This window comes from Paenibacillus sp. J22FR21, assembly GCF_056269135.1.
In genome coordinates this window covers 1,017,275-1,043,883 of record NZ_JBWDNJ010000001.1, presented here as the reverse complement: position 1 = coordinate 1,043,883, position 26,609 = coordinate 1,017,275, and the positions used below count along the sequence as shown (strand labels likewise).

The 26,609-nt window shown below is 47.5% G+C and carries 25 protein-coding genes; 5 read left to right on the top strand and 20 right to left on the bottom strand.

What is annotated here, in order from left to right; translation table 11 throughout:
* Positions 1–33 precede the first annotated feature (33 nt).
* Positions 34–990: a peptide-methionine (S)-S-oxide reductase MsrA gene (gene msrA, locus AC0YNS_RS05150; protein ID WP_475779936.1), complete on the bottom strand. Its 957-nt coding sequence runs from the start codon at positions 988–990 to the stop codon at positions 34–36.
* A gap of 221 nt (positions 991–1,211) precedes the next feature.
* On the opposite strand from msrA, the gene AC0YNS_RS05145 reads away from it, so the two are divergent.
* Positions 1,212–2,366 carry a chromate transporter gene (locus AC0YNS_RS05145; protein ID WP_475780108.1) on the top strand — a complete coding sequence of 385 codons (1,155 nt, stop codon included), beginning with the start codon at positions 1,212–1,214 and terminating at the stop codon, positions 2,364–2,366.
* A 256-nt stretch (positions 2,367–2,622) separates the two neighbouring features.
* Here the strand turns inward: AC0YNS_RS05145 and yidC are convergent, their stop codons facing one another.
* The 14 genes from yidC to AC0YNS_RS05075 form a co-directional block, all read right to left on the bottom strand.
* Positions 2,623–3,345, bottom strand: coding sequence for a membrane protein insertase YidC (gene yidC, locus AC0YNS_RS05140; RefSeq protein ID WP_475779935.1), 723 nt, complete (start codon positions 3,343–3,345; stop codon positions 2,623–2,625).
* Positions 3,346–3,369: 24 nt separating this feature from the next.
* Entirely contained in the window at positions 3,370–3,639 is a 270-nt protein-coding gene (locus AC0YNS_RS05135; RefSeq protein WP_475779934.1) for a hypothetical protein, read from the bottom strand.
* A gap of 138 nt (positions 3,640–3,777) precedes the next feature.
* Entirely contained in the window at positions 3,778–4,659 is an 882-nt protein-coding gene (locus AC0YNS_RS05130; protein WP_475779933.1) for a L,D-transpeptidase family protein, read from the bottom strand.
* A gap of 83 nt (positions 4,660–4,742) precedes the next feature.
* A complete protein-coding gene (locus tag AC0YNS_RS05125) occupies positions 4,743–6,482 on the bottom strand; it encodes an aromatic amino acid hydroxylase (protein WP_475779932.1) in 1,740 nt (579 codons plus the stop codon).
* Between the two features lie 30 nt (positions 6,483–6,512).
* Positions 6,513–7,787, bottom strand: coding sequence for a fumarylacetoacetase (fahA, locus tag AC0YNS_RS05120; protein ID WP_475779931.1), 1,275 nt, complete (start codon positions 7,785–7,787; stop codon positions 6,513–6,515).
* A gap of 29 nt (positions 7,788–7,816) precedes the next feature.
* Positions 7,817–9,814, bottom strand: a complete 1,998-nt coding sequence (locus AC0YNS_RS05115; protein WP_475779930.1) for an AMP-binding protein — start codon at positions 9,812–9,814, stop codon at positions 7,817–7,819.
* A gap of 30 nt (positions 9,815–9,844) precedes the next feature.
* Positions 9,845–11,014 carry a homogentisate 1,2-dioxygenase gene (locus AC0YNS_RS05110; RefSeq protein WP_475779929.1) on the bottom strand — a complete coding sequence of 390 codons (1,170 nt, stop codon included), beginning with the start codon at positions 11,012–11,014 and terminating at the stop codon, positions 9,845–9,847.
* Positions 11,015–11,043: 29 nt separating this feature from the next.
* On the bottom strand, positions 11,044–11,652 hold the full coding sequence (locus AC0YNS_RS05105; RefSeq protein ID WP_475779928.1) for a flavin reductase family protein: 609 nt from the start codon (positions 11,650–11,652) through the stop codon (positions 11,044–11,046).
* A gap of 31 nt (positions 11,653–11,683) precedes the next feature.
* Positions 11,684–12,796, bottom strand: a complete 1,113-nt coding sequence (gene hppD, locus AC0YNS_RS05100; protein ID WP_475779927.1) for a 4-hydroxyphenylpyruvate dioxygenase — start codon at positions 12,794–12,796, stop codon at positions 11,684–11,686.
* Positions 12,797–12,973: 177 nt separating this feature from the next.
* On the bottom strand, positions 12,974–13,891 hold the full coding sequence (locus AC0YNS_RS05095; RefSeq protein WP_475779926.1) for a tyrosine-type recombinase/integrase: 918 nt from the start codon (positions 13,889–13,891) through the stop codon (positions 12,974–12,976).
* 335 nt (positions 13,892–14,226) lie between these two features.
* Positions 14,227–15,108, bottom strand: coding sequence for a tetratricopeptide repeat protein (locus AC0YNS_RS05090; protein WP_475779925.1), 882 nt, complete (start codon positions 15,106–15,108; stop codon positions 14,227–14,229).
* A gap of 24 nt (positions 15,109–15,132) precedes the next feature.
* Positions 15,133–16,089 carry an ATP-binding protein gene (locus AC0YNS_RS05085; RefSeq protein ID WP_475779924.1) on the bottom strand — a complete coding sequence of 319 codons (957 nt, stop codon included), beginning with the start codon at positions 16,087–16,089 and terminating at the stop codon, positions 15,133–15,135.
* A 149-nt stretch (positions 16,090–16,238) separates the two neighbouring features.
* Complete coding sequence (locus AC0YNS_RS05080; RefSeq protein ID WP_475779923.1) at positions 16,239–16,640, bottom strand: VOC family protein; 402 nt, start codon at positions 16,638–16,640, stop codon at positions 16,239–16,241.
* Between the two features lie 13 nt (positions 16,641–16,653).
* Positions 16,654–18,855 carry a beta-galactosidase gene (locus AC0YNS_RS05075; protein ID WP_475779922.1) on the bottom strand — a complete coding sequence of 734 codons (2,202 nt, stop codon included), beginning with the start codon at positions 18,853–18,855 and terminating at the stop codon, positions 16,654–16,656.
* 206 nt (positions 18,856–19,061) lie between these two features.
* On the opposite strand from AC0YNS_RS05075, the gene AC0YNS_RS05070 reads away from it, so the two are divergent.
* Both AC0YNS_RS05070 and AC0YNS_RS05065 read left to right on the top strand, forming a co-directional pair.
* The gene (locus AC0YNS_RS05070) at positions 19,062–19,484 is read left to right on the top strand and encodes a hypothetical protein (protein WP_475779921.1); all 423 of its coding nucleotides are present in this window, start codon (positions 19,062–19,064) and stop codon (positions 19,482–19,484) included.
* Positions 19,481–20,554 (top strand): phosphodiester glycosidase family protein, encoded by a 1,074-nt coding sequence (locus tag AC0YNS_RS05065; protein WP_475779920.1) that lies wholly within the window; start codon positions 19,481–19,483, stop codon positions 20,552–20,554. Before AC0YNS_RS05070 ends, AC0YNS_RS05065 begins: the two co-directional genes overlap by 4 nt.
* Before the next feature lie 67 nt (positions 20,555–20,621).
* Here the strand turns inward: AC0YNS_RS05065 and AC0YNS_RS05060 are convergent, their stop codons facing one another.
* From AC0YNS_RS05060 to AC0YNS_RS05040, 5 genes are all read right to left on the bottom strand, one after another.
* Positions 20,622–21,626 (bottom strand): hypothetical protein, encoded by a 1,005-nt coding sequence (locus AC0YNS_RS05060; RefSeq protein WP_475779919.1) that lies wholly within the window; start codon positions 21,624–21,626, stop codon positions 20,622–20,624.
* A gap of 20 nt (positions 21,627–21,646) precedes the next feature.
* The gene (locus AC0YNS_RS05055) at positions 21,647–22,219 is read right to left on the bottom strand and encodes a histidine phosphatase family protein (RefSeq protein WP_475779918.1); all 573 of its coding nucleotides are present in this window, start codon (positions 22,217–22,219) and stop codon (positions 21,647–21,649) included.
* 125 nt (positions 22,220–22,344) lie between these two features.
* Complete coding sequence (locus AC0YNS_RS05050) at positions 22,345–23,394, bottom strand: class I SAM-dependent methyltransferase (protein ID WP_475779917.1); 1,050 nt, start codon at positions 23,392–23,394, stop codon at positions 22,345–22,347.
* A gap of 88 nt (positions 23,395–23,482) precedes the next feature.
* Positions 23,483–24,448 (bottom strand): D-2-hydroxyacid dehydrogenase family protein, encoded by a 966-nt coding sequence (locus AC0YNS_RS05045; protein ID WP_475779916.1) that lies wholly within the window; start codon positions 24,446–24,448, stop codon positions 23,483–23,485.
* Positions 24,449–24,457: 9 nt separating this feature from the next.
* Positions 24,458–24,829, bottom strand: a complete 372-nt coding sequence (locus AC0YNS_RS05040; RefSeq protein WP_475779915.1) for an iron chaperone — start codon at positions 24,827–24,829, stop codon at positions 24,458–24,460.
* A gap of 272 nt (positions 24,830–25,101) precedes the next feature.
* Here AC0YNS_RS05040 and AC0YNS_RS05035 point away from each other — a divergent pair, with 272 nt between their 5' ends.
* Both AC0YNS_RS05035 and AC0YNS_RS05030 read left to right on the top strand, forming a co-directional pair.
* Positions 25,102–25,530 carry an NfeD family protein gene (locus AC0YNS_RS05035; protein WP_475779914.1) on the top strand — a complete coding sequence of 143 codons (429 nt, stop codon included), beginning with the start codon at positions 25,102–25,104 and terminating at the stop codon, positions 25,528–25,530.
* Between the two features lie 7 nt (positions 25,531–25,537).
* A complete protein-coding gene (locus AC0YNS_RS05030) occupies positions 25,538–26,473 on the top strand; it encodes an SPFH domain-containing protein (RefSeq protein ID WP_475779913.1) in 936 nt (311 codons plus the stop codon).
* Positions 26,474–26,609: the final 136 nt, after the last annotated feature.

Here is a 26,609-nt window from a genome sequence, read left to right as displayed (position 1 = left end):
AATCAAAGAAAGTATTCTCCTGTAAACCCAGAATTATGCAAAACGCTGCTTATAGCGACCGTACCCCTCCGTCTCTAATTGTTCTACAGGAACAAAACGCAAGGATGCGGAATTGACGCGATATTGAGGCTTGTTATTTTCTTGAACTAAGTGGCCCAAATGCGATTTGGAGATGCGAGCTCGCAGCGCCGTTCGTACCTGACCATCGCTTAGATCGGATTCTTTACGGATCCAGCCCTCCTCGATCGGCTTGGAGAAGGTTGGCCACCCTGTCCCCGCATCATACTTGTCCCTAGAGCTGAACAGAGGGTCGCCATTAATGATATCGACATAAAGCCCCTCCCGTTCGTTATTCCAATACTCGTTCTGAAAAGCAGGCTCTGACTCCTTGTTCTGGGTGACGTTGTATTGCAGCTCCGTTAACTGCTGACGCAGACGATCTTTATCTTTCTTGCTGTTCCAACTTCGTTCCGCGAATTCATCACGACCGCTGCCTTCTTTATACAAATTATAGGATCTTCGATGTGTATTGTAGTAATCCTGATGCTCGTCCTCCGCAGGATAGAATTGTACGGCAGGTACGATCTCGGTCACAATCGGCTTCTTGAATCGTTTGCTCTTCTGCAGCGCTTGCTTGGAGGCTTCTGCCTTCTTGCGCTGCTCCTCATTATGTACGAATATTATGGTTCGGTAAGACGAACCGCGGTCACCGAATTGTCCGTCACGATCCGTTGGATCAATCAGCTGCCAATAGATGTCGAGCAAACGCTCATAGGGAAACAAATCCGGCTGAAATGTAATTTGAACGGCTTCAGCATGACCTGTCGTTTCCGTACCGACTGTTTGGTAGGTCGGATTTACGGTATGGCCGCCGGTATAGCCTGAAATAACAGAATCAATTCCGGGAAGTGTGTCGAACGGCTGAACCATACACCAGAAACAGCCTCCTGCGAATGTAGCGATCTCTGTCCTTCGAAATGTGTTATTCATTATATATGCACCACCACTTTAGAATTCTTTGTCTCCATAATATTGAGTATTGCCCCGGGGAGAAAAACATTTGAACGACTTCCCGTCATTTGCTACAGTTAAAACATGGAATGGCATTGCTGTTCGTTGAAATTCAATCCATCTTATGGTAGAAGGATGTTGCAGATGTGAAACCAAACTATCCGAATAACGAGTTACCCAAACGAAATTTACAAGCCTATATGGAGGTATTCATTGTTTCAGCCAAGCTGGGATTGACTTCTTTCGGCGGCCCCATTGCCCATCTGGGCTACTTTCACAATGAGTACATACGCAAAAGACAGTGGATGGATGAACGGAGCTATGCCGATCTCGTTGCTCTATGCCAGTTCATACCCGGCCCAGCCAGCAGTCAGGTCGGCATCGGTATCGGTACTATTCGTGCCGGCTTAATTGGCGGCTTGATAGCCTGGCTAGGATTTACGCTGCCATCGGTAATTGCGTTGGTGGTATTCGCTTACCTTCTAAATGGATTGGATATTAGTCATGTGGGTTGGATTCATGGTTTGAAGATCGTAGCGGTAGCCATTGTTGCTCAAGCTATCCTGAGTATGGGACAGAAGCTCGCACCGGATAAAATCCGAGCCTCCATTGCTATCATAGTCGCTGTCATTTCGCTATTGTGGCAGTCTGTATTTAGCCAAGCCTTGCTCATTATCGTAACTGGATTAACGGGGTTAATTATTTTTCGATCTACGAAAGTGCCGGATGCTCCCGCGCTCAATGTTCCAATTACTCGTACGTTTGCTGCCTTGTGTCTGACGTTGTTCTTCGGTCTATTGATTGTGCTGCCTGTCCTAAGACATGCCTTGTCTTCCGAATGGCTGTCTTTATTCGATAGTTTCTACCGATCGGGTTCGATTGTATTTGGTGGTGGCCATGTTGTACTGCCGTTATTGGAACAGGAAGTGGTACCTGCGGGTTGGGTTAGCAAAGAAGATTTTCTTGCAGGGTATGGTGCGGCGCAGGCTGTACCTGGACCGCTATTTACTTTCGCAGCTTACTTAGGCGCAATGACTAAAGGCGTTTCCGGGGCCATTGTTGCGACCGTTGCGATCTTCCTGCCGGCTTACTTATTGATCGTCGGAACCTTGCCCTTCTGGAGCGTTCTTCGAAATAACAGGCGCATTGGAGCTGCACTGGCAGGTATAAACGCGGCGGTGGTCGGTATACTATTGGCTGCCTTGTATAATCCGCTATGGACAACGGCAATTATCGACTCGGCCGATTTTGCACTGGCGTCCATCCTGTTTCTAATGCTGGTTTTCTGGAAATTACCGCCTTGGACGATAGTCATTGCCGGGATGGTTGGCGGCACTTTGCTTAAGTTGCTTTGACTCTCCAATTTATTCTGTTTTATTTTCCTTTTGCCGCTTGTTGTAGATAATGATGAAAACGATGAATAGGATAACAGGAATCATAATGGCGACAGGTATGAGTAGAATGGGTGTCATGTGGTACTCCTCTTAAGTTTGATAAACTTTCTCGTACTGCATGGACATTATCTCTCTTTCCGACGCTGAAATCAAATGAATTAATGCCGCTAAATAAAGAAAAACCGAAGAATCAATGATCCTTCGGTTCTTTATTGATCTACGAATGGGCTGTCTTAACCGGAAGCGTTGTAGTCTCCACTAGTGGATACATCCATTTGGAAATCAGCGTCTGCAGGATGATGATCATCCCGCCAATGCACCAATAGAGCGGCATCGCAGCCGGCGCGGAGAATGAGAATATGCCCATCATGACCGGGGAAAGATATACAATCCAGCCCATTCCTTTGGCTGCATTCATCTGAGGTGCCGCACTCTTCGAAATCAGAGCTTGAGCCAAGTACACGCCGGCAGCCAGGAACGGCAGGATAAGATCCGGTTTCCCAAGCTGGAACCATAGAAACGTATGATGAGCAAGCTCCGGGTTTGACCGAATGGCATAATACATGCCGGATAAGATTGGAATTTGTAAGAGCATCGGCAGACAGCCTATGTTCAGAGGGTTGTACCCATGCTTGCTGTATACCGCCATCGTTTCCTCTGTTTGCTTACGCTGCTTATCCGCATCCGTATTATTCACGTATTTCTGCTTAATGGCATCGAGCTCAGGCTGCATGGCCGTCATCTTGCGTCTCATCTTCTGCTGCTGCTTATATTGATTAATCATGAATGGCATTAGCGCCAGCCTTACGATTACTGTGATTGCAATAACAGCAAGACCGAAGCTGCCTCCAAACCATCCTGCAAAATGATCAATCATCCAAGAGAACGGCGAGACAAAATATTGATGAAAAAAACCGACTTGAGCGTACATATTTAACATAATTAATGATCCTCCCTGTTGTTGTTATGCTGCGGCAATCAACAGGGTCGTGCACGGGGATGAATCATCGTCAGGCGCTTCTTTGCGTTTCGTATGCCGAGTTAGCCGCTGCCGCTGGGTTAGTACAGCGCCAGGTTGTTTCTTCAATGTCGAATGCGGCGCATCCGCTTCGCGGATTCTCGTCCATCTGGCGTCATTAGCAGCGGTCGGAATCCAAACGAAACATAAGTAAGCCAATGAAACAAGTGTGCAAATGGACATCGCATATAGAAGCGCATCATAAGGCTCGAACAATGATATCCCCCCTTTCCGTTTCATTCATATTTGTATATTCTAACCGTTTTCGCCGCTGAACGGAATCGGTCGAGAGACGGATGCAAATTGAAAAACGTGCAAACCCTAATTAGAAACAAGGGTTGCACGTTCTCGGGATTACTTGGTAATTCGGATTTCTCCTGTACTGCTGTCCCACTCTACGGTATAACCAATCAGCTCCGATATATTCCGCAGCGGGAGCAGCACCTTATCCGCTACAAGTTTAGATGCGGTTATGGTTACGGACTCTCCATTCACATCGACGGTATTCGACTGTATCGTATGGGTGAGTGTTCGATCACCGATGACCGCAGTCACCGTCTTCGTTGCATCATCCCACGTTACCTCTGCTCCCAATAATTCAAAGACTTCTCGCATCGGAATAAACACGCGTGAATCGGCTAAGAACAAGTCGTTATCCAATGCCTTCGGTTCCCCGTTTACGAACAGCTTCCCTTCATAGTTCTTCATGACTGGATAATCATGTGCCTCAGCGATTTCAGTTAAAGTATGCTCCGACGACGTAATGATAACGAGCGTCCCGATTTCAATTTGCGGAAATAACCAATGAATTTCATCATTCTTCATCCGGATGCAGCCTGCGCTCACATACTTGCCAATCGATTTGCTATTATTATTGCCGTGAATCGCATACGTGGTGCCTTCTGTTCCGTCAACCTCAAGGCCTAACCAACGGTCACCAAGCGGATTCCGAGGATCGCCTCCGGGAATTTTCTCTTTGTAATAAGGTCTGTTCTTGATTTTGTTGACGATTTTGAAGCTGCCTTCCGGTGTTAATGTACGCGTTCTGCCGGTCGCAACGGAAAAGGTCTTAATCAGCTCGCCGTTATTGAAATACGCCAATTTGTTCGTGCTTTTATTTATCACAATCAGTTGGTTATTACTTGCTTTAGCGCTTGCAGTGGCAAGCGGGAACACACTCAGCAGCAGCGAAACTATGAAAGTGAGGACAACGATTCTCAACCGATTTCGACCCAAGAAAGACACCCTCTTATTCAAATATTGATATACATATCAATGTATGAACGAGAGCTCCTCTGCACCACTGCTTTTTCTAAACTTTAGTGGAACTTTAGTATAGCTAAACCATTAAGGATGAGATTGCGAATGGCGGCTGCCTTGCTCAATTCTTGCAGTTCTTCTTGCAGCGGGTGCTCTAGTAGTTGCAATTCCCGGTTGGCAGCGGCTAATTCGATTATCTCTAATCGCAGTAACCAGTCGTTCGAATAAGTTTGGTTGAGTCTGTCATGGATCTCATTGAGCGCTTGGAGAGACTGGGCTGTGAAACTGCTAGCCTCTCTTATTGCTCTTACTTGTTGATAGAGGGTTTCAAGCTCTGTAAGTGGAGCGGATTGGGTAGGTTCATCTCCTACTTCTGCTTCTATTGCGAGTGGCACAACTGCACTGTAGTAGGCTCCGGGGTCAGCCGCACCCGGATACGCGGAAACGATACTTGACCCGACCGCCATATCGTATGTGCCCCACTCTTTCTTGAATAGCAACTTGTCATTGCAGGTGACCGAACAGTCCTCGAAGGATAGGAGCACGACGTGATGAGCATTTCTATGGATTCTCTTGATCCGTCCTGAAACGTGGATTCCACTTTCGAATAGCAGCTCCGTGTGACTTCCTTGGCATATGCCTAACCCGGCAAGTGCTTGATCATCGCATTCTTCTAATGCAATCCCGCCTTGCAGCTTGCCAATGGGACTGCCATATCCCTTGGCATGATAATCTTTGCCATGCCCGCTTAATTGCTGATGGTCAATCGACAACGCTGTTCCGCCTGTCGTGTTCACATAGATGGCTTCGCCATTCGAGTCTTTCTCGATGCTCTGGATGATCCCCGTAACACAAATACCCGAGTTGAACGCAATAGTCGCCACATTACGCGAACGCAGCGCCTTCTCCAAGCTCTCCGTGCCGCCGATTCGAAATGCCATGGTGTTCGCCAATGCTTCTACACCTTCTAGTAATTGCTCAAAGCTATGACATACGAAGAGACGTGACTGCATCTCCGTTACGACCTTAGGGCTGGCGGCACAAGCATCAACGGAATACGGTAGCTTCATTACTGCATCTGTGAAACAATGTTTGCTCTCTCCGACGGAGGACAGCAACCCTGCGCCGTATATTTTCGGATCATCCGGCTCCCCAATCAGCCCGTATTCGACGGTTGCCCAGAAGAGTCGGGACACTTTCTCCGCTTCCGTTAGTTCAGTTATGGCTTGTTGTTTCTCCTCTACCAGCTTCTGAGCAGCAGCCTTCTCTTCCGCTGTCGATTTCGGATCCTCCATGACGATCGTTAATAGGCGCAGCGCCTCGAAGGCTTCTCCTCTTTCTTTCATAGAGAAGGCCTTTGTACCAATGGACCCTATCGTTTGCACATAGGTCCTATATTCCGGATCAAACAAGATCGGTGCATGCCCGGCAGCTTCGTGAATAATATCAGGAGCCGGGGTGTACTCGATATTGGATAACTTACGGATTTCAGCGGCAATGGGCAGAATCCCATTCGCAAGCAGCTCGTAGAAGACAGCACCGGGAATGAGCCCATTGACGATTACGGCCCCCCATCCGATTCGGGCAAGGCATGCGTTCATCTCGGATACGCGGGGAATACTTTCCTTCTGAATGCCTGACTGCTGCAGTCCACTAACAAAAGCGGCATGTGCGGTATCTCGCAGGGCATGGTGATTCTGGCGCATTACATACCGCCAGACGGCGTGATCGATAGGCGTATACTGATCATAATCTTGCTCGGATATATAAGGGGACAAATGAGGCGGAATCATTCTCATGTCTTCCACTCCCTCTGCAATTTGCGCTTGCTATCTAGTTGCCGGTAGTACTTTCCCTGAAACCTCTCCGAAGCCGACTTTGTAGCCATCGCCTTGGCACCAGCCGGTCATCGTAATTCGGTCGCCATCGCCAAGCCATGAGCGTTCCTCTTGGCCGCTATTCAACTGAAGCGGTTCCGATCCTCGCCAAGTAAGCTCCAGCATGCAGCCTCGCGATTCCTTCGTGGAACCGCTAATCGTTCCGGAAGCGAGCAGGTCGCCAGGCCGCAAATTACATCCGCCAACCGTATGATGTGCGACCTGCTGCTCAATCGTCCAATAGAGATTGCTGTAATTGCTGACGGCGATGCGTTCACGGCCGGCATTGGCTTCACTTTGCCAATAAACCTCTAGTTGAATATCGAAGGAATTTACATCATTCCGTTGCAGATAAGGAAGCGGGGCAGGCTCTTGTTGAATAGCTGCCGTAATGCGAAATGGTGCGAGCGCCTCTAGCGGGACAACCCAGGGAGCGATGGAGGTAGCGAAATTTTTACCGAGAAAAGGTCCAAGCGGCTGGTACTCCCAGGCTTGGATGTCGCGAGCACTCCAATCGTTAACGAGCACAAGTCCGAATAAATGCTCCTTCGCTTCGTCAATTGGGATGGGCTGCCCAAGTTTATTCCCTGTACCAATCAACCACCCCACCTCCAACTCAAAATCAAGCTGACCGCTCACGCCGTAGACAGGCAGAGCGGAATCGGGAGGTTTGATCTGTCCGCAGGGACGCTGAACATCCGTTCCGCTGACGACAATCGAGCTTGCCCTGCCATGATATCCGACAGGCAGATGAAGCCAATTCGGCATCAAAGCCTGTTCCTTGCCTCGGAATAAAGTACCGACGTTAACAGCATGTGACTTGGATGCATAGAAATCGGTGTAATCACCGATTTCCGCTGGCAGAAGCATCTCGACATCATGTTGTCGGTGAAATGCCGATGATCGGAGCGGGAGGTTATCTCGAAGAGCCGGCTCTTCCGAATCAAGCAGCCGCGTAAGGATGGAACGAACCTCTTTCCACACCTGATTTCCCATCGCCATGAATGCATTGAGCGAAGGTTGAGCGAAGATGCCTTTCCCTGAAACAGAGGTGTTATTGAAGCAGCCTGCTTCATCCAACACGGCTAGATCCAGCACATTGTCCCCAATTGCCACACCAACTCGAGGCATGCAACCACTGAAATGCAGTGGGCGGAAGACGCCATAGGGCAAATTCTGTATTGGAAAATGCGATTCCGCATCAACATGAATAAACGAACACGCCATCGGATGATCTCCTTTGCTTCACATGGTGGTTAACTGCTATCGTTTTGTGAATTCCCCTGCCCTCTTAATCTCCTAATTGTTTCTAATGAATCAGGGTTTTCAAGTGCTGACAGGTCGCCGGGATCAATTGCTAAATAGGCGGATCGTATGACTCTGCGCATCACCTTTGCATTTCTTGTCTTAGGTAATGCGTCTACGATATGAATCCCCGAAGGTTTGAATGCTTTGCCAAGTCGGCTGGCCACCCATACGAATAACTCGGATGTTAACGCTGTTGATTCCTGGAGACTGAGCAGCGGATGATCCAGAACGACGAAACAAACCGCGGCTTCTCCTTTCAGATCGTCGGGTACGCCAACTGCCGCTGCTTCCACTACGCGAGGATGGTCGACGAGCAACGACTCGATTTCCGTGGGACCAAGCCGCTTTCCGGCCACGTTAAGCGTGTCGTCAGATCGTCCTGTGATCATCCAGAAGCCATCATCGTCCAGCTCCACCCAATCGCCGTGCACCCAAATACCCGACCATCGCGACCAATAGGTTTTCTCGTATCGTTCCGGTTCTTGCCAGAAGCCGCCTGCCATGCCGAGCCAAACGTTCTTCAGCACCAGTTCCCCAACCTCGCCGCGAACCGGCTTCCCGTCCTGTGAGAATACATCCGCATGCATGCCTGGAATCACAGTGTTAAAACCTGCGGGGGCGATCGGTTTAAGCAGCACATTCCCCAGAATGCCCCCTGAAATCTCGGTGCCTCCTGAATAATTTACAATCGGTATCCTGCCTTGACCGACGTCATGGAATAACCATTGCCACGGCTCCGGATTCCAAGGCTCGCCGGACGAACCGATGACCCTTAGCGAGGACAGATCACATTCCTTGTAACATGCTTCACCGTGCTTCATTATGCTCCGAATCAGTGTAGGCGAAATGCCAAGATGAGTCACTTTATGTTTATTAACGAGGTTAAATATGCGACTAGGGCCGGGAAAATCCGGTGCACCATCGTACAGCACCATCGTACCGCCGCTTAATAAGGTGCCATAAACCATAAATGGCCCCATCATCCATCCCATATCGGTATTCCATAACATCGTGTCCCCCGGCCGACAATCCATCACATAGCCGGCATCGAATGCGGCTTTGATCGGGAATCCGCTGTGTGTATGAATGATACCTTTGGGCGAACCGGTTGTTCCGGAGGTATAGAGGAGCATTAAAGGATCGCTGCTGTTCATCGCTGCTGCTGGGAATGGTTTCGAATCTTCACTATTCTCAGAGCCAATGAGCTCCAACCAGTCGATATCGCCTGCCAGTTGCCGCTTAGTGATCGGAATGCCCAACCGGCGAACAACTACCAGCTTAACATTGGAAGCTGCCTTATTAGTCGCCTTGTCGGCTTCTTCCTTCATATGAATTTGTTTTCCACGCCGGTAATAACCGTCTGCCGTGATCAGTAAGGTACAGCCGGATCCATCTATTCGTTTAGTCACCGCTTCGGCACTGTAACCGGAATAGATGGGAACAGCAACAGCGCCGAGTTTGGCTAATGCAAGCATCGCTATCACGGTTTCCGGGATCATCGGCATATAGAGAGCAACACGTTCCCCGGCCGATAATCCGAATTGCTGCCGCAACCCATGCGCTGCACGATTCACTTGCTCAGCAAGCTCGGCATAGGTGAAGCTAAGCGTTTGATGATCCTCGCCTTCCCAAATAATTGCTTTTCTGGCCGCTGCCTGAGGGTCCGACAACCATTTATCGACCGCATTTACAGCGATATTCAACTGTCCCTGCGTAAACCAAGAAGGCCACTGAATGCCAGCTGCGAAATCTACGACTTGATCATAGGGAATCGCCCATTCAATCCCCATGTCTTGCACGACCGCATCCCAGAACCAGCTGATGTCTTCAATCGATTTGGTATAGAAAGCCTCATAATCCGTGAATCCATGCTTGTGCATGAATTGATATAATCGTGTTTGCTCCTGTTCCGACCGCTTCGGAAACCATACTGCTCGTTGCCGCATAACCAGCATCTCCTTCAGTACCTAGCCGGATTATGGATCCACCGGACGCGATACCCAGCTGTATACGTAATTCATATCCTCGATCGACTGCAGATGCTCGACGACTTGCAAGGGACGGAACGTATCGATCATAACCGCCAGCTCATTGGTTTCCTTCTTGCCGATGCTCTCCTCTACTTTGCCGGGATGGGGTCCATGCGGGATGCCTGATGGATGCAAAGTCATCGAACCTTCTTCAATCCCTTTGCGGCTGCCAAAATTCCCTTTTACATAATAAAGCACCTCATCACTATCGACATTACTGTGATAATAGGGCGCAGGAATCGAATCCGGATGATAATCGTAGAGCCTAGGACAGAATGAGCAGATAACAAATTGGTTGCCTTCGAAGGTTTGATGAATCGGCGGAGGCATATGAATCCGTCCCGTAATCGGTTCGAAATCGCGAATATTCAATATCCATGGATATAAATAGCCATCCCAGCCGACAACATTCAACGGATGATGGGTGAAAATATGAGCATGCAGATAGCCTCCTTTTCGAGTGCGAACTTCGAATTCGCCCATGTCTGTAAACGTTTCCAATACTTCCGGAAGCCGTATATCCCGCTCGCAGTACGGGCTGTGCTCCAGCAGCTGGCCCTGTTCATTGCGGTATCGTTTCGGTGTCGTGATCCAACTGTTCGTTTCCACGATGAGTAGCTTTGTTTTACCGGAATCCGGTACTACCCGGTAGATCGTTCCGATTGGAATCACGATATAATCGCCGGGCCGATAGCGCAAGGTGCCGAACATCGTTTCCACTTTACCAGACCCTTTATGGACGAAAATCAATTCATCGCCATCCCCGTTACGATAGTAATAGTCCATCGCTTCTGTAGGATGTGCGACAGCGATTAAGAGATCGTCGTTGCCGAACATGTATTGCCTGCCGTAGATGGCATCCCCCTTCAAGACCAATCGATTGGTGCGAAAATGCCGATGACGGAGCGCTCCTTGCGTCTCAAATTGCGGTTTGCTCGCTGACAGCAATTGCGCTTTCGTGATTGCAGTCGGCGCGTGGTGATGATAGAGAATCGATTGGATGCCCGAGAAACCTTTGGTTCCCATCACTTGTTCACGGTACAGTGTACCGTCGGGCTGGCGAAATTGCGTGTGTCGCTTCGGCGGAATCTCCCCCATCCGATGATAGAACGCCATATTCGTTCTCCCCCCTTCACTTCCAGGCTTTACTTCCTTTCCAGTTCAAAGGTGTCGGAAATCGCCCTCGTGTAGGTTTGCCCCGCCATTCTGCCGATCGGTCGCAGCAATTCACTGTTGATCCTGCCGCCTTCGAATAATTCATCCTGCACATGAACGCAAACGACCTGGCCGATCACAAGGCTGCCCGCGCCGGGCAACTCGCCTAGTGTTACGATTTGATGCAACGTACATTCAAGCTGGACATCACTTTCTTGTACTCTCGGAGGCAGCACACTGTGACTCGGCACTTTCGTCAGACCCGTATAAGCGAATTCGTCTACCTCAGGCGGGAATTCAATGGCGCAATCATTCATTTGTGCAGCGATTTGCTCTCCCACAATGTTGATGACGAACTGCTTGGTCGCTTCAATATTGGCAAGCGTATCCTTCTTCTTCCCATCCGATCCACGAATCATCGGCGCAAAACACACCATCATCGGTTTCGCGCAGATGCCGGTAAAGAAGCTGAAAGGAGCTAAATTACTATTACCTTGTAGATCAACCGTGGAGACAAATGCGATAGGACGAGGCAGGACGGAGCCGATCAGCAGCTTGTAGGCATCCCTCCACGACAGTGTGCCAGGATCCACTTTCATCGTATCAACTCCTCAGGTTTGTCGTAATTCCTTACAAATTTCCTCTTCGCGCTTGTTCCCTTTCAATCGATTCAAACAACGCTTTAAAGTTGCCTTCCCCGAATCCAACGGCGCCTTTACGCTGAATGATTTCCATGAACAAAGTAGGACGATCCACGATCGGTTTGGTGAAAATCTGCAGCAGATAGCCTTCATCGTCGCGGTCTACAAGGATGTTCAGCTCTTGAAGCTTCGCAATCTCCTCATCGATTGTACCGACTCGCTCGGTTAACATTTCATAATAGCTGTCCGGTGTGCTCAGGAACTCAATTCCGTTATTCTTTAATGCCGTTACAGTTGCGATGATGTCATTCGACAGAATGGCTATATGCTGGACGCCTGCCCCGTGGTAATAGTCGAGAAATTCTTGGATCTGTGATTTACGTTTGCCTGTCGCAGGCTCATTAATGGGGAACTTGATCCGTCCGCCGCCAAACATCACCTTCGACATCAGCGCTGAATATTCGGTCGAGATATCCTTATCATCGAAATGAATCATTTGCTTGAAGCCCATGACCTTCTCGTAATACGATACCCATTCCTCCATCTGCTCCACATTGCCGACAACATGATCGATCCCGATTAACCCGGTCGATTGATGCGGGATGTTCAGCTCACATGCCTCATAATGGGGTAGAAACACACCCTTATAGTTACTGCGATTTATTAACGTATGGATGGTATCCCCGTAAGTCCCGATGGCGGCTGTCGTCACTGTTCCATTCGAATCCTTATATTCCCTTGGTTCCATAATGGGGATGCCGCCGCGTGCGACAGCGTCCTGGTAAGCTTTCTCCACATCGTCGATTCGCATGGCAATGTCTTTTACGCCATCACCGTGCTTGATGACAAACTCTGCAATCGGGTGGTCCGGCGATAACGCTCCACTGAGTACAAAACGCGCTTGATTCTGCTCCAGCAGATACGAGACTTTACCGGATTCCCCTGTTTCTAAGCCCGCGTAAGCCACCACCTTAAAGCCGAACCCTTTACTTAAATAATGTGCAGCTTGTTTGGCGTTACCGACATAAATTTCGAGAAAGTCGATTCCTCTGACCGGAAACAAATCCGATGGTTGATTGTTGATCCGTCGTTGTTTTCTCATGATGTGTCACCCTTTTTCTCACGGCGAATGCCGTTTCCTCTTGCCGTTATCTTATTCAGCACCTGCGGACGTTGTCGAAGCAGCTATGCTAATATTTATTCAGCTGAAGGATGAACTATCCTAACCATTAAGAAAAAGAGCCGCCTCGCGGCTGCTCTTGAATAAAAGGATATGAATTTAGATCAGTACCGGAATGTTAATGGTCGACATGGCTTGTTTCTTCTGATCGTCATTAACATGCGTATAAATCATCGTGGTTTCAATCGAGGAATGGCCGAGCAGTTCCTTCACAATCCGAATATCGACGCCGTTACGAAGCAGCATCGTCGCAAATGTATGTCGCAATTTATGACAAGACAGCTTCATATCGCTCAGCCCCGGCTTGTCCGCTTTGAACGCGGTAAAGGTCTGTTCCGCGATTTTCTGAATTTGCCGAATGGACAGCCTCTTCCCCTTCTGAGAGACGAAGAATGCTTCTTCTTTCTCGCGATAGGGCGCAATTCTCTCGTGCTCCACTTTCGCCAGAATCGAGCTCAACATTTCGGGTACGGGAATCTCGTTCCATTTTCTCCCTTTACCGAATACTTCGATCGTTCCCTTCGCTTTCTTGAAATCTTTGAGATTCAACCGATGGACTTCTCCAACGCGCAAGCCGCAATAGCTCATCAGCAAGAAAATCGCCAGATTGCGATCCCGGTACCGACCGTCTACGAATGCCAGACTCTGAACAAGCTCCTCTTCCTCGAGGTAAACCGGTTTCTTGTTTTTCTCTGTCTTGGATTTCTTCACTTCCATGGCTGGATTCCTCGTTGCCATTTCAAAATCAATCAATGACACATAAAAGGAGCGTATCGCCGAAAGCGTTCTGTTCCTCGTGCGATCTCCGGTGGAATCCTGTTTGGATACCAGATACCCGATCACATCCATCTTGCCGGCTTTCTGGGCCGATAACCCGTCCAGCGATTGAAGATAGGAGTACGCTTCTCTCTTATACTCTCTCTGTGTAGTCGATGTGTATCCAGCTTGCTTCATCCATATATGAAAAGCACGCAGCTCTTCCTCGTAATGTTCATCAATTTCGTAGTTTTGGGTCATGGATTCACCTCTATGATAGGCTGACTTTGCCATCTTTTGTCGATCTGAGACGAAAGTGCGCAAAATATGTGTTTTGCGCACTTATTATAGCATGTTTTAGGCCGATCGTGAAATCGGTCCGCACGTTTATAAATATATAAAGCATATTTACTATAGAAATTGAACATAACAAAAGGTTTGCCGGTATTCCCAGCAAACCTCATAGTCTATCTATTTTTGGAGTAAACCTTCGTCAAAATTGCATCGAATAGTCTCATTGCGATTAATTAAGTATGCTCTGTTCCCTGAGTTTTCAATCCACTTTTTGCGTGAACCTGCCTTGCTTATAAACAAACTTAGATCCGCCGTCTACGCCAGCCGAATACACTGATGTGGACAATCGCTCTTGTCGACCAATGAGCCAGTATATGTAGAACAATAAACAGCAGCACGAGTGGCTTGAATAAGATCCAGCTGGCTGCCCACACCAGTAGGATTTGCCAAGGCTTCATTTTGCTTAATACTTTATTAGGCCACATAAAGATTCGATAGATTAAATAGTGATGCCGAAGCGATTCCAAATATTCGTCTTGGTACTGCTTCTCATCCGGATTTAGACGGATCGCACTGCGCATATACGTTTCTTGCAGTTTATGCTCATTACGGCTCGCCGCTGCCCAAGCAAGATACATCAATACGACAGGCTCTTCGGCTCCATAACGGATTGCTTCACGGTCCAACCTTCTGGATTCGACAACATTACCAAGAAGCGATTCGATATAACTAAGAACAGCCAGATATTGAGGGTTCTCGGAGTCCAGCTCTAGGGCCGTCTCGATTTGTCCCTTCGCTTCCTTGAACTTGCCCTTCTTGTTCAATTGATTCGCCGCTAAATAATAATAATGGGATTCGTACGGGTTAATCCGCAGCGCTTCTTGGAGTGCTTCATGAAAGGCTTTCTCATTGCCGGTTTCATAATAAACCGAAACACGTACATACCAGCCTAAATGATGTTCAGGATCCCGACTTAATGCTTCTTTCGCCCAATGCTGGGCTTTCTCATAATCTCCCATTAACACAAAGATTTGAGCATTTATGGCATACGGATCCGGGTCATGTGGATCCTCCCGCAGCAGCTTGTCCGTTTCAACCAATGCTTCCTTATACCTTTTCCAGGCAATCAGCTGATAGACGGCACTGTAGGCTGAAGAAGTTGCAGGGTTTATTGTTTCTACCATAGAAATATCCTCCTGCTCCTTCGGCTATTTGATACCATGCTTCTTCACATAGTCCAGAACGATCTGGTAATCACCGTTCACATCGCTGAAGGTGGCATAGTTTCTTGCGGTAGAGAACCATTCAATGGTCGTAGCCTTCCGCGCCTTCAGGGATTTACGGAGGTCCTCCTGCATAATCGGCTGGATTTCCCCCGTCTCAAACGTCCTCTCCATAGCGTAATCCACAGCATCCTTGACGACTTGTTCCAGATCCGCACCTGAGAACAACTTCGCTTCTGCTGCCAGCTTGGACAAATTCAGTGAAGATGTCGGCTTGTCTGCAAGTTTCAGTTTGAGAATCGTACTCCGCTCTTCTTCCTCCGGCGGCGGAACGAATACAAGGTGGTTGAACCGCCCCGGTCTGCGCAATGCAGAATCCAGATACCATGGCGTATTCGTTGCACCAATGACGAAAACCTGATCATTACCGGCTTGCAATCCGTCAAGCTCAGTCAACAGCTGATTGACAAGCATACGCTCATGATGCTGCCGCATCTGATGTCGACTCCCGCCCATGGCATCCAGCTCATCAATAAAGATGACACAAGGTTTATTTTCGCGTGCTTTCTGAAATATATCATGCAAATTATGCTCACTCTGCCCCACATACATGGACAGAATGGCCTGCAGCTCGATATGAATAAAATTCGCATCAATCTCACCGGCAACTGCACGTGCGAGGAAAGTCTTCCCACAACCGGGAGGACCAAATAACAGCAGACTTCCGCCGGCTTCTTTGCCATAGGCTTTGAAGATTTCCGGTTGCTTAAGAGGAAGTATGAAGTTCATCCGAATCTTCTTCTTAACATCTTCAAGACCACCGACATCTTCAAAGGTTTCTTTCGGTTTATCGGATTCAATGAGCGATTGGTCATCCTTGTTGAATTGAATAAGCTTTAATTTATTCTTTCGTCTTTCCGATAATTCATCATGATCTGACAAATGGACTCCTCCTCAACACTCTATATTGAAAATAGTAGCATATTTAATAGCCTGATACGAGATTCAAAAAAGATGACCCCTGCGCAGTGAGCAACACAGGGATCATCTATCGTTGGCTGTCTAGGTCTACTAACTAATGTGAAGATTGATTACAGAACCTGCGCAATTTCCCACACATGCCCATCCGGATCGGCAAAACAAGCCGTTCGCCGCCCCCAAGGGCGAGTTATTGGTCCATTCAATAATTGAACGCCACGTTCCTTCAGCTCATCGCATACCCTATCAACGTCTGGTACTTGGATCGTGAACTGAAACCGTGCTCCATCACCGCTGCGACCAACAGGCGCCGGCTCAACTAACTCATTGGCATTCGACTGATTTAACAGATTGATATAGGTATTACCATAATCAAACACTGCGCAAGCGTCATCTTCAAATAGGATCGCAAGTTTAAACGTCTCCTGATAGAAAGCCTTCGACCGATTCAAATCTTCCACAAACAATGTGATTTCGGTAATTTTCTTCGTCCAGTCCGTTGTCATCATCCGCATTCGACCCCATTTCCTATTCTTCAATTCCCGCACGCATTGTAAAGACCTGAATATCTCCGGGGGCAAGTCGGAAACGAAGACATGAGGCCGCATCCCCGCTTGACTCCAATGTACCTTCACCATCTGCAAACCAGCACTCTACTAGCGAATATGGCTTCGGCAGCCGGATGCAGACTTCCTTATCAGAATGGCTCCAATTGGTTGCAAACACGAAACAACCGCTTTTTCCTTCCGTTTCCCAAGAAAGCGCATCACAGCGAACGCCGTCCTCACCCTCTATCATCACATATGGCATTAAACCGAATTTAGTTTGAAGCAATTCTCTGAAAAAAGCTCTCGTTCCGCTAAGGGGATTCCGTTCATAAGCAGCCGCCAGCAATGTGCCCATCCACACTGCTTTGCCGCGACCATAATCGGCACAAGTGATGGCTGCCATGCCATCTTCCGCAAATGCGGCTAATACGTCGACATCCGGACGGACAACAATGTCCGTTTTATAGTAAGAACCTTCCAAAGTTTCATTCGCGGTACTCGCTTCTTCCGAATTAACGGACGCTGAAAGCGTGTCAATCGGGGCAATCGGAATTGCAATTCGGGATTCCGCGATAACTTCATTATAACTGTGGTCCAGGTGCTCGACCGAGTGAATCCAAGTCTCACGGACACCGAATATTTCGTCGAAGCCGTAACCGGGAACGATAGGGCTATGCGTCCCGTCTTCTGCCTGAAGCGCTCCGAAGGAATTCTCAGCCAGAAGAATGCCGCCGTCTGCCACCCACTCACGGATTAAATTACTCAAGTCCCGGTTTAAATATAGAGGATAAGGCATCCATAAGCATCGGAATCGAGCTAATGTTTCCTTGTTTAGCATTCTATCGTGGACAAATTCGACTTTGTAGTTAAGATCGTGGAGCAGATGATGCATGCCTTGCACGGAATCGTTATAGGTGTCCAAGTGCGCATAAGCGGCGAAATTGGCGATTTGGTTCTCCGAGCTGAACAGGATTGCAATACCGTCTGAGGGGCGAGTTGATTCAGAAAGTCTGTCGCCGTGAAATTGAATAGTCGCGTTCAATACTGCCATTTCCTTCAACCAAGGCGTTTCACTACCATCCATATAGGTACTCCCCCAAGCAGGAGCCTCATGTCCCAGTGTTTCCGGACGATACTGCCAGAACAAATAGCCAAGTATGCCCCGAGAAAGTGGAATGAGAACATGCCGTTTCAATTCTGTCCAATTGAGCTTCCGAGGCTTCAGCGCGGTAGTGCCGGGGAGAGCATGAATCTCGGAGTTGATAACGGGCTTTCCTCCTGCTGCGGACAATAACAGATCTGCGGACCAAGCGGAGGAACCAAGGCTGTTACCGAACAGATCGCAAGGCTCGGCAAGCATGAAATCGTCCGAACCAGCCGTAATCAAGTTAAAGATTGGCGAAGGTACAGTATGGACCATGACAGGATGCTCCGTATCCAGCGCCTTGACAACCTGGATTCTTCGCTTTAAGTCCTCGGTAAGCGCATCCGACATGAACAACCGCCAGTCCACCATATCGTTATAAATCGCTTGTCCTCTCGGCGGTTCGACTTCGGACCAACCGCCATACCTGCGCTGCCATTTCAGATTTAGAGCGTCTATGGATTCGTATTTCTTGTGTAACCAGACAGCGAAGGCTTGCAGCGAATGATCGCAATAGCAAACCTGGTTCTCGAACGAAAGCTTTCGCTTAATTCCGGTCGTCAACTCCGGCTCATTCCATAGATCCCATACCCAGAGTGCCGAGTGGCTGCCTAACTTCTTAACGGCTTCCATTAGAAAACGATCCTTCTCTCGTTGTGCCGGCTCGTGATGATAGCATGGACCCGGAGCACCACCGATTTGTCGGTAGCTAAGCGCCTGCGGTTTCAGTACCATACCTTCAGCCGTTACCATCAGGGAATCAGGATATTTCTTGTAAAACCAAACCGGTGCAACATCGAAGATGACGTTAAGTACGACTTTCAACCGATGGCTTTCCGCTAAATCCATCAAATCCGCGATATCGTCGAAAATAAATGTGTCCTCGGAAGGATGGCAATCCCTCCATTGTACCCAGAGCTTGATGCAATTAAAGCCATTCGACGAAATCCTTTCCAGATCCATCGCCCACTGATCGCGGTACGGGGTTGGTGAGCGGTAGTATTGAAAACCGAAAGGAATAAACGATTTCTCTTTCATTCTGGAGCCTCTCCTCTACTTTTTCCTCATACTCACTCCATCTTCTGACTTTAATATTGTGAATATTCGATAGGTCGGGTTAAACCCCTTCAAGCAGAAGACAAAAAGGTTTCAAGTTATTCTCTAGCACCGGCGTTTCTTTTTCCCCTACTACTTTTGTGGTAGAATAGAGGTTCTGAATGATAGTAAGAGGAGCGATTCATAGCATGGAAACGAACGTCCCGACGTCGGCAAGCCGTTCCGTCGAGAGAACTTCCCGTAAATCAAAACCATCTGTTCCGATGTTTCTTGCAGCCTGGGCGCTGTTGATCAGCTGTGGCGTTATAGGCACTGTCTGGTATACCGGCCAAGTGAAAGACAAACTGACGCAAGATATTAGCGCTCAAACGGCGCAGCAAATTACGACGATGCAGCAAAATTACGATGCACAGCTGAAGCAAATGCAGACTGATTTCTCGGGCGAACTGAGTAAGGTGCAGGGCAAAGTAGACGCACTTAACGAACTCTTGGAGTTCACGAAAGATAATACGAATTCAAAAACCGACAACAGCAACAAACTATTCACGCAGCTGAATGAGGTTAAGAAAAAACTGGCCGAACTGCAGAAAAGTTTGGATGTGCTGAAATGACGTTGAATGTTAAGCAAATCAATAGGTTCTTTCTTATGGCATGTGCCCCGTTCATCGGACTGGTCATTTGGCTGATGGCCTCGGATCTGTCGATCACACTTCCGGACAGTACATTCCCGAAGCCTGCCTTAACACAGGCAACCGTGCCGGCGGATACCGCGAAGCTGACTGCCGGTTTAGACGAAGCGAAGAGAACGGCACTCGTCACAGCGAAGTCACTCAAGAAATCGATCCAACTCTATACGACGACGGGCAAAAACATGAACGCCATTGTCGCACTCGCCGTCTCACAAGCTAACAGGCCCTTTCGCATTTATGATCGGCGCATTACGCGGAAGATTGGCGCACCAACGCAGCAGATTGATTCGGACAATGTCCGCGCACAGCTGTTTGTGATTCATGCGCAGCACTTTAACGGTTATGCGCTGAAGGTCAAGCTGAAATCGCCCAAAGCGATGAAAATGGTGCTGGGTCAAGACAAGAATGGCGGAGCTGAAACGACTCTCGCGGCCGTTAATCGTTACCGCGCCATTGCCGGTGTAAATGCCGGCGGCTTCGCAGATGACGGCAGCAAGCGCTATCCGCTCGGTACCACCGTGATGAACGGTAATTATTTGAACGGCTTTTCCCCAACTTACAAAGATCTGTTCTTCGTTGGGCTAAACGATAAGTTAGAGCTCATCGGAGGCAAATATACGAGCAAATCGCATCTGGACAGCGAAAATCCGAGGTTTGGTGCATCGTTTGTACCGGTGCTCTTACATAATGGCAACGCACAGCCGATACCCGACAAATGGCGAACCAGCCCATTGCGTGCACCACGAACGATTGTCGCTAATTACAAGGATAATCAGCTTCTCTTCCTCGTTATCGACGGACGCAACGAGAATGGCAGTTCAGGCGCGACACTTGAAGAAGCGCAGCTGCTCCTTCAGCGCTTCGGCGCGATCGATGGCTATAACCTAGACGGCGGAGGCTCATCGTCACTCGTTTTCAATGGCCGCATCGTGAATCACCCATCTGACGGTCAACTTCGGCCGGTACCGACTCATTTTCTCTTTTTCAAATAAGCGAGTATAAAAAGACAGGCTGCCGTTTCGGCTGCCTGTCTTTTTGTGCGTATGTGTTACTCTTCGATCAATACGCTTTTATTCTCGAGTGACTTGATCTTTGTAATTCCATTAATTCTGTATAAATGATCTTGGATATTGTTTCTGAACAATCAGCACTCTTTATCACATCTGGCGGAATGGTTTGTAGATAGAATTTCGTGCGATTTAGCTTCTTTACAGTAAGTTTTTCATTTCTCTCACAAAAATTCTGTACAACCCTTTTTTCCATACAATCATCGTCTACACCGTAGTATAAAGGAATGCCATGTTCTATCCATAAATCATACCAAACTCCAAAACATAATAGGAAATTACCATCTTTACTTTTGATTATAAGTGAAGTCTCTGCAGAATCAGTCCGAATTTTACAATTAAAATCCGGATCGCAATAGTCTTTCACACAATCAATCAATGCAAATAATTTAAGCATTGTGCTCGGAATATCTTTATTGTAGATCAAATCAACTTGCTCACTATTAAACGTGACCTGTTCAGTCAGGAAATAAGATTTTAGTAAACCGAATAAGCCATTTACTTTATTGCTTAATAAATACAATTCACTTTGTTTAATAACTTCTATTAAATCTGTCCAGTATACAGTCTTTGTTCGCAAATGGCTTGGAACTGCCTGAACATACTCTATCACTTTGGTTTCCCATGTAGACAGATGTTGGTATTTCGTTGGAATGAGGAATATTAGCATTTTTTGCTTGGTGGTTGAACTCTCATTTAGTAATGCCAAGTATGTAGTTGGTTGGTTTGCAGTTAATCCTGAATCCGAAGTTTTAACTTCAACGAATATTTCGTACTCATCATTAGATATAACGATGTCCGGGCGACATTCATTTTCACCTAATGAATACTGTGTTGTAAAATCACTATAGTTGAATTTATTTATTTCTGACTGATCTAAAAACAATCCTAAAAATAGATCGCGAATTGGTTTATATGACATGTAACTACATAATAATTCAGTTAAACTATTTTCATTTGTTACGATTCGACTGTAAATGTACTCTGGTGTACTCAAAGTTGTTCCACTTCCTCTGATTATAGAAATTGCATTCTCTGTACGCCAAGCAGTACTCCCTCATCAAACTCCATAATATAAATATCAGGTTTTGAAGTCTGTACTAGAAATTCATAATCGTATTTACTGTCAAAATACCGCATCATTAGCGTCATCACCATGCCATGCGTGCCGATAACCACTTTCTGCCCTTTATGGCTCTCCATAATCCCCGCCAATACGCCTATAGCACGATCCGTACAAGCTCGGCATGATTCGCCGCCAGGTAATGATAGATCAGGGTCTTGGAACATATTCTCCATGAACAGGAAAAAATCCTTATCCGACAACAGCCCATCATCTTTGGAAAACGTCATTTCTCGCAAATCTTCAAATGCGATTATTTCTTTATCGTAGCAACCAGCCACTTCTTCGATTGTCAGTACCGCTCTGCGATAGGGACTAGAAATGAAACTATCAATACCTTCATTCTTGAGCATTTCAGTTATTTTGCGCGAATCAGCCCAACCTTTGTCCGTAAGCCCTCGTGTTCGCTCATTGGGATCCGTTCTGGGTGATTCCGCATGCCTTACCATGTAAATATAAGTTCTCATAGGACCTCCTGCCGTTAGTCATTCATATATGTAGTTGAACTATTCCTACAATTCGTTATTGAAGCTTCTTTTCCCTTTAAATGTAAACGACATAAAAAAAGAAAAGCGAGTTATCGCTTTCCTCATCAACGATTCACATGTGGTCGATGTAAATACGCATTCATATCAAAATAGCTGCTTTGACTATATCGCTTGTAGAATGCCTCATCCATTGCGAGTGTATCTTCGAAGCGTACAAGCACAGGCGCATCATCCTCGGATAGATGAGCATTGTGGGCATATTCCTCGCGCGGATCTAATTGAAATGCGCGAGCGAACTCAGCTACTGATTCGAGCTTCTTCCCTTGGTTCCACAGGATAATGCCCAGTGTGTTGCGGGCTAGGGACCAATCGGGCTTAAGTCGCACGGCTTCCCTGGCGTCCGCTTCTCGGTGATCCAGATAATGACCACCTTGCTGGAGTGCACATAGCGCAACATCAAGATGCGACTGGGAGGCATGGTCCGGGTTGTTATAATCAAATCCCTTCGGATCATCAAACACCTCGTATGAGATAGCGCCTACCCAGTAGTATTGCACATTGCTGAGGTTTTTGAGTTCCCAATGTGTGAGTACTTGAAGCTCTGGCGAGGAAGGTACGGCACTTAGAGAGAGATGACCCAACGGGTGACGAATAAACTGCCGCCGCTCGAAGATAATCGTATCCCCCTGTAGAGATACAAACCAATTATGGGACGGATTAGGACCTAGCAACAACTCAAATATTTTCTGGGGAGTTTCAATGAATCCTCGCTTGGCGACTCGCATCATTTCCTCACATGCGTCTTTGGGAGAGTTGGTGTGTTCAAACACTTGGCGGGATAGAGCAAAATCGAAGCTTTTATCCCGAAACGGCATATTCTCCGCAAAACATTCCACGTATTCAAATCGAGTATCAATACCAGTCCCGGAACGATGAGAATTATGGGTCAAATAAGGCTCAGTCACTGTATTCGCGCGAGTGAACGGATTCGAACCGCCGCCTATGTCGAGGATTAACTCTCCGGGTTGTATCTCAAGCAGTTGCGCAAGGAGTTCATCATTTAGAACGGGGAACACGTTGCCAAATGAATTCTTCAGGGGGATGTTGCGTGTGTACGTGCCCATGTTCAAGTTCAGCAGCTTATTGAAGTCCAATGGAGCACCTCCTTATTCAATACCACCTTTATAGTATGGATTCCCTGAACATTGTGCTTCGTGGCAATCAACCAATTTGTTTCGGCAACTACTTGGCCATTATTCGAATCGGTTCTCCGGATAAATAGGCTTCTATATCTTGAACGATGTCTCTATAAAATGCCTCATAACTGGCTTCTGAAACATAACCGATATGCGGCGTAGTTAACAAATTCGGAAGCGATCGGTACGGATCTTCCTTCGGCAACGGTTCCACCTCGAATACATCTACTGCAGCACCGGCAATCCAGCCGCTCTGTAAAGCTTCCGCAAGTGCTATTTGATCAACGATCGGTGCTCGGGAAGTATTGATCAGAAATGCAGTAGGACGCATACGCTTAAGGTCCGCGGCACCAATCAATCCTCTTGTGCGGTCGCTCAATACGAGATGGATCGACACAAAATCGCTGTTTTCCAGAAGCTCTTCCTTCGTAGCAGCTAATCTAACCCCTTCCTCGTCCGCTCGCTGCTGCGTCAAATTCTGGCTCCACGCCAGAACATTCATGCCGAACGCTTGTCCGAATTTCGCGATCTGGCTGCCCAGTTTACCAAGTCCAAGAACACCAAGGGTCTTACCGTACAAATCTATGCCGATGGTGCTTTGCCACTGACCGCTTCGGATGGCGTTATGTTCCTGCACGATATGTCGGGATAAGCCGAGCAATAACGCCCATGTGAGCTCGGCGGTTGCATTGCCGGCGCCACCTGTTCCACAAACGATGATGCCTTTGGATGCGGCAGCTTCAAGATCAACCGACGCATTGCGCATACCTGTCGTAATAAGCAGCTTCAATTGGGGAAGCTTGTCAAGAAGAGACGCGCGGAACGGAGTTCTCTCACGCATAATGACGACGATCTCACAATCCGCTATTAACTCGACCAGCTCATCCTGCTGATCGATATGCCGAGTGATGCTCTTAACCTCCACCCGATCCAGAACCGGTGACCAGTCAGCAGCAGTCAAAGCCACTTGCTGGTAGTCGTCCAGTATTGCACAGCGAAGCTTCTTCATCATCGCGCCTCCTTATACCCGCCAGAATGTCGAACAGTCTGCTTTATCTATAATATTAAACATGATCATTTGCTCCAGTAGATCGTAATCTACCGATTGATCCCACTGAATACGGAATAACAGCTTAGTTTGATCATACCCAGCCTGTTTAATCTGAGCTGCGAACTGATTCATCCCTGCCTTCTCAGGAGCAACAGCCAAATGTTGTTTGGATATACTGAAACCAATAATAAAGGTTCCGTGATCGGTATACATCGGCTGTTTCCACGCAAACTTAGGCTCTAGATCTTGAAATTTCTCCGCTACCCACAGCAAAACTTCTTCCGTGCGAGCGCGATGCTGCGGGTTATCAATCCCATTCAAATAGTCTGCAAATACTTCCATGTTGTTCCCTCCTAGAATAATTAAATGTCAAAAAGAATCCTAATTCAATCCATATCCTCTCATTATTCACGGAAACGACGCTGCGAAACACGATTACTCCAAATTTCATTTAATCGTATCCCACTTCACACTTCTTCTATATTTCACTCTATTAGTATAGGGGATCAGAGTTGCTTTTGCAGGATTTTATTGGAATATAACACCTTCAAATGTTCTGAATAAGAGATAGAAACATAGTTATAGAAATGGACGCTTCGTGAAGGAGGAGATTCATGTTCGCCTTAGCTTGGCTGATTCTGACTGCCGTGCTCGTATTAATTGAGCTGCACACGGGAACGTTCTATTTTCTACTCCTTGCTGCCGCATCCATCCTCACTATGATTACCGCACTTGCCGGACTCCCGATTATGGTTCAATGCTTCACGTTTGTCGTCGCGATTGCTCTTATGTATATCTTCCTGCTGCCGCTCCTTCGCAAATTAATGCCCTCTTCATCCAAATCATCAACGATACCGCAACTCTCAGACTATTTGGTAGGGCAAGAAGCGTTTGTCGTTCAGACCATTTCTCCGGATGAGGCCGGTTTGGTCAAGGTGCATGGTGAAATTTGGTCCGCTGTTGCGAACGAGAGAATCGAGGAAGGAAGTAAAGTCACCATCGCCCAGGTTAGTGTAACTAAACTATTCGTTACAAAGGAGTAGATGCAGTTTGGTTGGCATAATCGTATTTATCGTTATTTTGGCCGTAGTTGTTGCTATTGTCATCAAAGGGATTCGCATCATTCCCCAGCAAACCGTAGCTATTGTGGAGAGGCTTGGAAAATACAACAAAACGCTACATGCCGGGGTGAATTTGATCATACCGGTCATTGATAAGATTCGGGGTCGTCACGATCTTCGAATTCATCAGGAAACGGTACCTTCACAATCCGTCATTACGAAGGATAATGTCGCGATCGGTATAGAGCTTGCGACGTTCTTCAGTGTAGTGGATCCTAAGCTCGCGACTTACGGAATTGCGAACTATGTTGGAGGCATACATAATATTGTGGCTTCTGCTCTTCGGGCGACGATTGGCAAAATGGAATTGGACGAAATCCTCTCCAACCGCGACCGCATCCAAACGGATCTACGACTGGTACTCGATCAGGCATCGGAGAATTGGGGTGTTCGTATCGACCGCGTTGAAGTGCTGCAATTAGCCATTCCTGCCGATATTCAGAATTCGATGGAGAAACAAATGCGAGCCGAACGCGAGAAACGCGCCATTATTCTGCAGGCTGAAGGTGAAAAACAATCGACCGTACTGCGTGCAGAAGCGCAGCAATCTGCAGTTGTCCTAGCTGCTGAAGCAGAGAAGCGGCGCCAAATCTTGGATGCGGAAGCTAAGCAAAAAGCACAGGAACTGGAAGCGATCGGTAAAGCAGAAGCGATTAAACATGTGGCTAATGCGGAGCGTGCGAGAATCGAAGCCATTAAAGCAGCAGGCTTGGATGCGCAAATCCTTGCCTATAAATCCTTCGAAGCACTCGGTCAAATGGCAGATGGCCGAGCAACAACCATCTTTATCCCAACCGACGCCGTGAATGCGCTGGGCTCAGCCGGAATGATCGGTAAAATATTCGATATTACCAATCCCAAATAAATGATGTATACGGGTTACCTTTCCTTTAATAGCAGGCTACCGATTACAATCGGTAGCCTTTTTCTATTGTCACCTACAGGTATAAAGGATCCATTGGCGTAGCATAATATGGAAAAACTGAGGGAGCTGTGACGAC

Coding starts and splice junctions, on each gene's coding strand:
- AC0YNS_RS05115 (WP_475779930.1), bottom strand. CDS start 9,814: ATGCGGCAACGAGCAGTATGGTTTCCGAAGCGGTCGGAACAGGAGCAA.
- AC0YNS_RS05080 (WP_475779923.1), bottom strand. CDS start 16,640: ATGCGGATGATGACAACGGACTGGACGAAGAAAATTACCGAAATCACA.
- AC0YNS_RS05090 (WP_475779925.1), bottom strand. CDS start 15,108: ATGGTAGAAACAATAAACCCTGCAACTTCTTCAGCCTACAGTGCCGTC.
- AC0YNS_RS05145 (WP_475780108.1), top strand. CDS start 1,212: ATGGAGGTATTCATTGTTTCAGCCAAGCTGGGATTGACTTCTTTCGGC.
- AC0YNS_RS05065 (WP_475779920.1), top strand. CDS start 19,481: ATGACGTTGAATGTTAAGCAAATCAATAGGTTCTTTCTTATGGCATGT.
- AC0YNS_RS05045 (WP_475779916.1), bottom strand. CDS start 24,448: ATGATGAAGAAGCTTCGCTGTGCAATACTGGACGACTACCAGCAAGTG.
- AC0YNS_RS05055 (WP_475779918.1), bottom strand. CDS start 22,219: ATGAGAACTTATATTTACATGGTAAGGCATGCGGAATCACCCAGAACG.
- fahA (WP_475779931.1), bottom strand. CDS start 7,787: ATGGCGTGTTCGTTTATTCATGTTGATGCGGAATCGCATTTTCCAATA.
- AC0YNS_RS05070 (WP_475779921.1), top strand. CDS start 19,062: ATGGAAACGAACGTCCCGACGTCGGCAAGCCGTTCCGTCGAGAGAACT.
- yidC (WP_475779935.1), bottom strand. CDS start 3,345: ATGTTAAATATGTACGCTCAAGTCGGTTTTTTTCATCAATATTTTGTC.
- AC0YNS_RS05125 (WP_475779932.1), bottom strand. CDS start 6,482: ATGAGAATGATTCCGCCTCATTTGTCCCCTTATATATCCGAGCAAGAT.
- AC0YNS_RS05105 (WP_475779928.1), bottom strand. CDS start 11,652: ATGAAAGTGGATCCTGGCACACTGTCGTGGAGGGATGCCTACAAGCTG.
- AC0YNS_RS05035 (WP_475779914.1), top strand. CDS start 25,102: ATGTTCGCCTTAGCTTGGCTGATTCTGACTGCCGTGCTCGTATTAATT.
- hppD (WP_475779927.1), bottom strand. CDS start 12,796: ATGAGAAAACAACGACGGATCAACAATCAACCATCGGATTTGTTTCCG.
- AC0YNS_RS05075 (WP_475779922.1), bottom strand. CDS start 18,855: ATGAAAGAGAAATCGTTTATTCCTTTCGGTTTTCAATACTACCGCTCA.
- msrA (WP_475779936.1), bottom strand. CDS start 990: ATGAATAACACATTTCGAAGGACAGAGATCGCTACATTCGCAGGAGGC.
- AC0YNS_RS05095 (WP_475779926.1), bottom strand. CDS start 13,891: ATGACCCAAAACTACGAAATTGATGAACATTACGAGGAAGAGCTGCGT.
- AC0YNS_RS05040 (WP_475779915.1), bottom strand. CDS start 24,829: ATGGAAGTATTTGCAGACTATTTGAATGGGATTGATAACCCGCAGCAT.
- AC0YNS_RS05110 (WP_475779929.1), bottom strand. CDS start 11,014: ATGGCGTTCTATCATCGGATGGGGGAGATTCCGCCGAAGCGACACACG.